General features: G+C 36.9%; 1 protein-coding gene. It reads right to left on the bottom strand.

What is annotated here, in order from left to right; genetic code table 11:
- A partial coding sequence (locus tag CG11_RS28980; RefSeq protein WP_156039975.1) for a hypothetical protein occupies positions 1-1247 on the bottom strand: 1247 nt, incomplete at its 3' end.
- Between the last annotated feature and the right edge of the window lie 242 nt (positions 1248-1489).

The following is a 1489-nucleotide window of genomic DNA, read 5'->3' as shown; positions in this document are numbered from 1 at the left end:
ACATACAAATAATCTGTGGTAGGATTGGGATACAACAACAAAGAAATTGCTCCTCCTTGCTCTAGCGGCAGCACGCCTGTTGTGGTATGGCAATCTGGCACCAAGCAGCCCTGTTCGTCCAATTTTATCAACCAACCTTGCTGAAAAATAATCGGATTGCTAGGAATCGTATCTACTCCATTTGCTTCTCCACATACTAAAAAACCTCCGTCGGGGGTTCGCTCGGCATCATAAACTGTGTGCCGTGCATTCGCTGTGCTTAAATACTCGTAATCTCTGCTCCAAATGCTGTCTCCTTGAGGCGATAGTTTCACAATTCGTCCGTGTTGGATAAATCCTCCTAAATTAGAATGCCAACGATTATGAACTCCAAACGCTACTAAGCTACTATCTTCTAGTTCTATAATTTTCTGAAAAGAAGCCCTATCATTTACACTTTCCAAAAATCGTGTTCCCCACAAAAAATTCTGAGCACTATCTAACTTATAGATATAGCCATCATGTAAAAAATTAGCAAATGTTCCTGTGCTATTCAACTGTTCATAGCCCCATGCACTGGCAACTACCAAGCCGCCATCTTTGGACAGAATCAAGTCATTCACACCATGTATTTGTTGGTTATTGGGGCTTTGGTAAGTCCAAATCGTATTGCCTAGGCTGTCTATTTTTTCTAATTTGCTCCGTACTGTGTAGTTCATTTGTACGCCGCTTAGGTTGTCTTGTTGGTAGCCAATTATGTAGTGATTGTCGTTCGTGGCGTGAACGCAGGGAATATGCTCTATATAATTAGAGTCGATAGATGAGATGTGCCAGTCTTTATTTCCATTTTTATCTAATTTTAAAATAGATACATCCCCAACTCCTTGAGGATGACTAATACCACTCACTACAATAAAACCACTATCAGGAGTTATTTTCATATCATCTGTTCGTATGTATTTTTCATTGGGATATAAATTAGGGTGCAAGTATTCTTCTAGTAATTCCCCTTCTTTATTATATTTTAGCCCCCCCCCCTTCATGTTATTATTAATATCAATGTAATAACCTGATACAACCAAATAATGATTACTATAAGTCTCTAACGATGGATGCCATGTTCCATACCATCCCAAAGAATCATGATATACAGAACTAAATAAGAAATTTCCTAAAGTATCAAATTTAGCAAAAAGTGCCCCTACACGACAAAGTATGCTATCTTTAGCTGTTCCTGTGACATAATAACAAGAATCGGTTACTTCCACACTTGTTAAAATTGTATTCCCACAACCTAGTTGTATCCGTTTATTAAAGGTAGTTATTTGAGCTATGCTATTATAATAGCAAAAACAACATAATACAAGATAAATAATTCGCATAAGAAAAAGATAAAAGCCTATTTCTACACAAGGCAGAAATAGGCTATCAATGATACATTATTTTTGAATAACAATTTTAAAGACTTTAGCTTCTTGCCCTTCACAGAATAGTGTCGCAAAATAAATTC

Source organism: Aureispira sp. CCB-QB1 (assembly GCF_000724545.1).
Taxonomy (GTDB): Bacteria; Bacteroidota; Bacteroidia; order Chitinophagales; family Saprospiraceae; genus Aureispira.
This window is presented reverse-complemented; position numbering and strand designations above follow the sequence as displayed.